We start from the raw sequence: 4649 nt of genomic DNA, 5'->3' as shown, positions 1-4649 counted from the left end.
GCGCGCGCGGGGCCCCTCGCCCGCCGGGGCGCCGGGGTGGCGGCCCCGGCCCGGGCCGAGGGCGGCCCCGGGCCGCTGGTGCTGCTGCGCAGCGCCTCGTTCGGCCTGTGCGTCTTCGACACGCCCGGCGGCGGCCACAACTACCGGCTGCGGACGTGCGACGCCGGCGACCTGCACCAGGAGTACGACCGGGAGGTGCTCGGCGACGGGTCGGTGGTCGAGAAGGGCGTCGCCTCCGGCCAGTGCCTCGACAACGACGGCACCTGGGCCTACGCACATGCCTGCAACAGCGGCGACTACCAGCACTGGTGGGAGAAGAACAAGGCCGGCCCGGTGGTGACCGTGCAGAACAAGCAGACCCTGCAGTGCCTGGACACCGACGGTGACGCCGTCTTCGTCCGCGACTGCGGCGAGTTCATCCACCCGAACCAGCGCTGGCAGATCATCACCCTGCGCTGACCCGTGGCGCGGCCGCCCCGGGCCGGGGGGGCGCGCGCCGGGGCCGGACACCTGGGGCGTGGGCGCCCGGCCCCCCCGGCCCCCGGGCGCGCCCCCCCGTCGGGGGGGGCGCCCGGGGCCACGGCGGCGCCCGCGTCGCCCTCCCCCACCGGTGATCCGGCGGTGTGGACCCGCTCGACGCTGCGGAACAAGCTGATGGCTGAGATGGACGCGACCGACCCCGGCGTCGCGCTGGCCGACCTCGACGGGATCACCAAGGCGAAGCCGTACACCGTGCGGTTCTGCCACCCGATCGCGCACGAGCTCGGCCACGCCGCCGTCCAGCGGTACCACGAGGACTTCCAGAAGGTGATCTCCTTCCCGCACGAGACCTGTGCGGCCGGCTACCTGCACGGTGCCGTCGAGGAGATGCTGGCGAACTCCAAGAACCCGCAGGCGGACATCCTCACGCTGTGCGCGCCGCAGAACACCGGGCCGTGCATCCACGGCATCGGGCACGGGATCATGTTCGTCACCAAGCAGGACATCCCGGCCGCCCGCGACCTGTGCGACAAGTTCCCGACCACCAGCCGGAAGATCACCTGCTCCGAGGGCCTGTTCATGCAGCTGTTCGCGCCCGACGAGGAGGACGAGAAGGCCAAGGCCAACCTGCCCGCCGACAAGATCGCCGCCGAGCCGCTCTACCCCTGCCCCGAGCAGCCCGCGCTGTTCCAGTCCGCCTGCTACTTCTACGCGCCGACCTTCTACCTGAGTTCGCACGACTACGCGAACCACCCGGAGGCGTTCGCGAACGTGCTGAAGTGGTGCCTCAACGCGCAGGCCACCGGCGGCGGCGAGGACTGCAGCCGGGGCGCCGGCTCCCGGATCATGAAGTACAACCTGGACCGGCCGGACTGGGCCGCCCAGCAGTGCGCCACCGCCGCCGACACCTGGCAGCGCAAGGCCTGCGCCCAGGGCCTGGTCAGCTACTGGACGGTCAACTACACGGAGTCCGGGGCCGCCGCCAAGCTCTGCTCGCAGATCACCGGCAAGGAGATCGCCGGGTACTGCCGGGCCGCCGGGGGGCTCTCCAAGACCCTCGACTGACCGGAACGGGACGTGGGCGTACGATGATCCGCCACGCAGGTGCGCCGAGGAAGCCGCGCCGGCCCCGCCGCCCCGCCCACCCTGGAGCCGCACCGCCATGACTTCCGAGGACTTCCGCACCGCCGCCCGCAGCGCCGCCGACCTGGTCGCCGACTACCTCGACGGCCTGCCGGGCCGACCGGTCTGGCAGCCGATGGCCGAGGCCGAGCGGCAGGCACTGCTCGACCTGCCGCTGCCGGAGGCCGGGACTCCGCTGGACGAGCTGCTCAAGACGGTCGGCGACCGGATCATGACCGCCCCGATGGGCAACGGCAGCCCGCGCTTCTTCGGCTGGGTCAACTCGGCGCCGCAGCCCGCCGGGGTGCTGGCCACCCTGGCCGCCGCCGCGATGAACCCGAGCTCGGCCGGCGGCGACCACGCCGACGTCCACCTGGAGCGGGCCGTGGTGCGCTGGATCGCCGAGCTGGTGGGCTTCCCGCACCCGGCCGGCGGCGGCCTGCTCACCTCCGGCACGTCGATGGCCACCATCGTGTGCCTGGCGGCCGCCCGCAACCGCGCCGCCCGCCGCGCCGGCGTGGACGTCCGCGAGGACGGCCTCGCCGCACTGCCGCCGCTCACCGGGTACGTCACCGGCGAGACCCACTCCTGTGTCCGCAAGGCCTGGGAGCTGCTCGGCCTCGGCAGCCGGCACCTGCGCACCGTGGCGACCGACGCCGAGGGCCGGCTGGACACCGCCGCGCTCGCCGCCGCCGTGGCCGAGGACCGCGCGGCCGGCCGGCTGCCGTTCCTGGTGGTCGCCTCCGCGGGCACCGTCGGCACCGGCGCGGTGGACGCCTTCGACCCGATCGCCGACCTCGCCGGGCGCGAGGGCCTGTGGCTGCACGTGGACGGCGCGTACGGCGCCTTCGGCGTGCTGGACCCGGCGATCGCGCACCGCTACGCGGGCATGGACCGCGCCGACTCGATCGCCCTCGACCCGCACAAGTGGCTCGGCGTGCCGGTCGACTGCGGCTGCGCCCTGGTCCGCGACACCGCCGAGCTGCGCGGCACCTTCAGCCTGGTCCCCTCGTACCTGCGCGACGAGGCGGCCGGCTCGCTCGGCTGGTTCTCCGAGTACGGCACCGAGCAGACCAGGCCGTTCCGCTCGCTCAAGGTGTGGGCGACCATCGCGCACCGCGGCCGGACGGGCGTGGCCGCCGACATCGCGCACACCACCGCGCTCGCCCGACGGCTGGGCGAGCTGGTCGGGGCCACCAACGACCTGGAGCTGCTGGCGCCGGTGGAGACCTCGATCGTGGCCTTCCGCTACCGCCCGGCCGGCCTCGCCGAGGAGGCGGTGGAGCGGGTCAACCGCGAGCTGCCCGGCGCCGTCCAGGCCCGCGGCCGGGTGTTCGTCACCGGCGCCGTGCTGCGGGGGCATGAGATGCTCCGCGCGTGCCTGCTCAACGCGACCACCACCGAGGCGGACGTCCGCCTGCTGATCGACGAAGTGCTCGCCTGCGGCGCCGCACTGACGGGCCGTACGGACACCGACTGACCGCCGGGCGGGTCGCCCGGTCCCGGGTCCGGGCGACCCGCGCAGACATTTACCGACAGGTCACGGGGGATTCGTGATCGTGAAACACCGGCGCGACACGATGTGTGCATGGATGAGACCACGACTGCCACCACCGCCACCGCTCCTTCGCGCGCCCAGCGGCGCGCCGCCCGGACCCACCGCTGGCGCAGAGAGACCGTCGAACTCGCGGCGATCTTCCTCGCCGTGGCCACCGCCGACCTGGTGGCCAACGTCGTGGTGCACGGCCACGACGGCCCGGCCGTGCTCGGGGTCTCCGCGGTGGCCCTGCTCGCCACCGCGGTGTTCCACGCCTGGTGGGCGCACCGGAGGCCGCACGGGCCGCCGGCCCCCGACACCCATGCGCCGCCCGGGGACGCCGTGACCGGGCCGCTCGACGACTTCGAGGCCGGCACCCTCTGGCGGATCCGCACCACCGTCGAGGACGCACCGGGCAGCCTCGCCCGGGTGTGCACGGCGCTCGCCGCGCACCGGGTGAACATCGTCTCGATGCAGTCGCACCCGCTGCCGAGCGGCGCGGTGGACGAGTTCTTCGTCCGCGCCCCGCAGGGCCTGGAGCGCACCGAGCTGGCCGCCGCGGTGGCCGCCGCCGGCGGGCACGACATCTGGACGGAGCGGGCCGACGCCCACGAGCTGGTGGACGCGCCCACGCACGTGCTCGCGCTGGCCACCCGGACGGCGCTGGACGCAGCGGAACTGCCGGTCGCGCTGCGGCAGCTGTTCGGCCGGTGCACCGTCCGGCAGTACCCGGACCGCGGCCGGACCGCGCCCGCCGGGGTGGACGGGCACGTCATGCGGCTGCCGGTGCCCGGCGGCGACCTGATCGAACTGACCCGGCCCAACCTGCCGTTCACCCCGACCGAGTTCGCCCGCGGGCAGGCCCTGGTCGAGCTGGACAGCCTGCTCGGCCCCCGGGTCCCGAAGGTCGAGGCCCGGCTCGCCCAGCCGGCCGGCGCCGACCTGACCGTCCGCCGCGCCGACCCCGGCGACAAGACCGCCGCGCTCGAGATGCACCGGCGCTGCTCGCCGGACACCCTGCGCAAGCGGTACCACGGGCCGGTGAAGGACGCCGACAAGTACCTCGACCACCTGCTCGACCCGCGGCACGGGCAGACCCTGGCGGTCGAGGAGGGCGACGGCCGGATCGTCGCGCTCGCCCACCTGATGTGGGACGACGACAGCGCCGAGGTCGCCCTGCTGGTCGAGGACGACCGGCAGCGGCGCGGCCTCGGGGTGGACCTGCTCCGCCGGATGGCCGCACTGGCTCTGGAGGCCGGGGTGGATCGGGTGTACGCGGTGACCCACTCCTCCAACACCGGGCTGATCTCCACCATGCGCAAGCTGTCCGCACCGCTGGACTACCAGGTGGAGGAGGGCACCCTGGTGATCACCGCGCACCTCGCGGAGGCGGCCGACCAGCTGCCCGCCCCCTGGCCGACCCGCCCGGGCCGCTGAGGCCACTGCCTCTGCGTCGGCAGACGCGGGCACCGGCCGGTTGGCCCAGACCGGGGACGAGCCCCCGTCGGGC

Annotated in this window: 4 protein-coding genes; all 4 read left to right on the top strand. The window is 74.8% G+C overall.

Translation table 11 applies throughout. The features are described from left to right. On the top strand, positions 1-459 hold a 459-nt coding region (locus ACFV0G_RS20450; RefSeq protein WP_380549478.1), incomplete at its 5' end, for a ricin-type beta-trefoil lectin domain protein. Between the two features lie 195 nt (positions 460-654). Then, positions 655-1545, top strand: coding sequence for a hypothetical protein (locus tag ACFV0G_RS20445; protein WP_380549475.1), 891 nt, complete (start codon positions 655-657; stop codon positions 1543-1545). Positions 1546-1642: 97 nt separating this feature from the next. Then, positions 1643-3082 (top strand): pyridoxal phosphate-dependent decarboxylase family protein, encoded by a 1440-nt coding sequence (locus ACFV0G_RS20440; RefSeq protein WP_380549472.1) that lies wholly within the window; start codon positions 1643-1645, stop codon positions 3080-3082. 108 nt (positions 3083-3190) lie between these two features. Continuing rightward, positions 3191-4576: a GNAT family N-acetyltransferase gene (locus tag ACFV0G_RS20435; RefSeq protein ID WP_380549469.1), complete on the top strand. Its 1386-nt coding sequence runs from the start codon at positions 3191-3193 to the stop codon at positions 4574-4576. The last annotated feature ends 73 nt before the right edge of the window (positions 4577-4649 follow it).

This window comes from Kitasatospora sp. NPDC059571, assembly GCF_042735675.1.
Classification (GTDB): domain Bacteria; phylum Actinomycetota; class Actinomycetes; order Streptomycetales; family Streptomycetaceae; genus Kitasatospora.
Note: the sequence above shows the minus strand (reverse complement) of the source record. Positions and strands in the feature narration are given on the sequence as shown.

What these genes read in the sequence shown, in the direction of transcription:
- ACFV0G_RS20445 (WP_380549475.1), top strand. Translation starts at nt 655, where the DNA reads ATGGCTGAGATGGACGCGACCGACCCCGGCGTCGCGCTGGCCGACCTC.
- ACFV0G_RS20440 (WP_380549472.1), top strand. Translation starts at nt 1,643, where the DNA reads ATGACTTCCGAGGACTTCCGCACCGCCGCCCGCAGCGCCGCCGACCTG.
- ACFV0G_RS20435 (WP_380549469.1), top strand. Translation starts at nt 3,191, where the DNA reads ATGGATGAGACCACGACTGCCACCACCGCCACCGCTCCTTCGCGCGCC.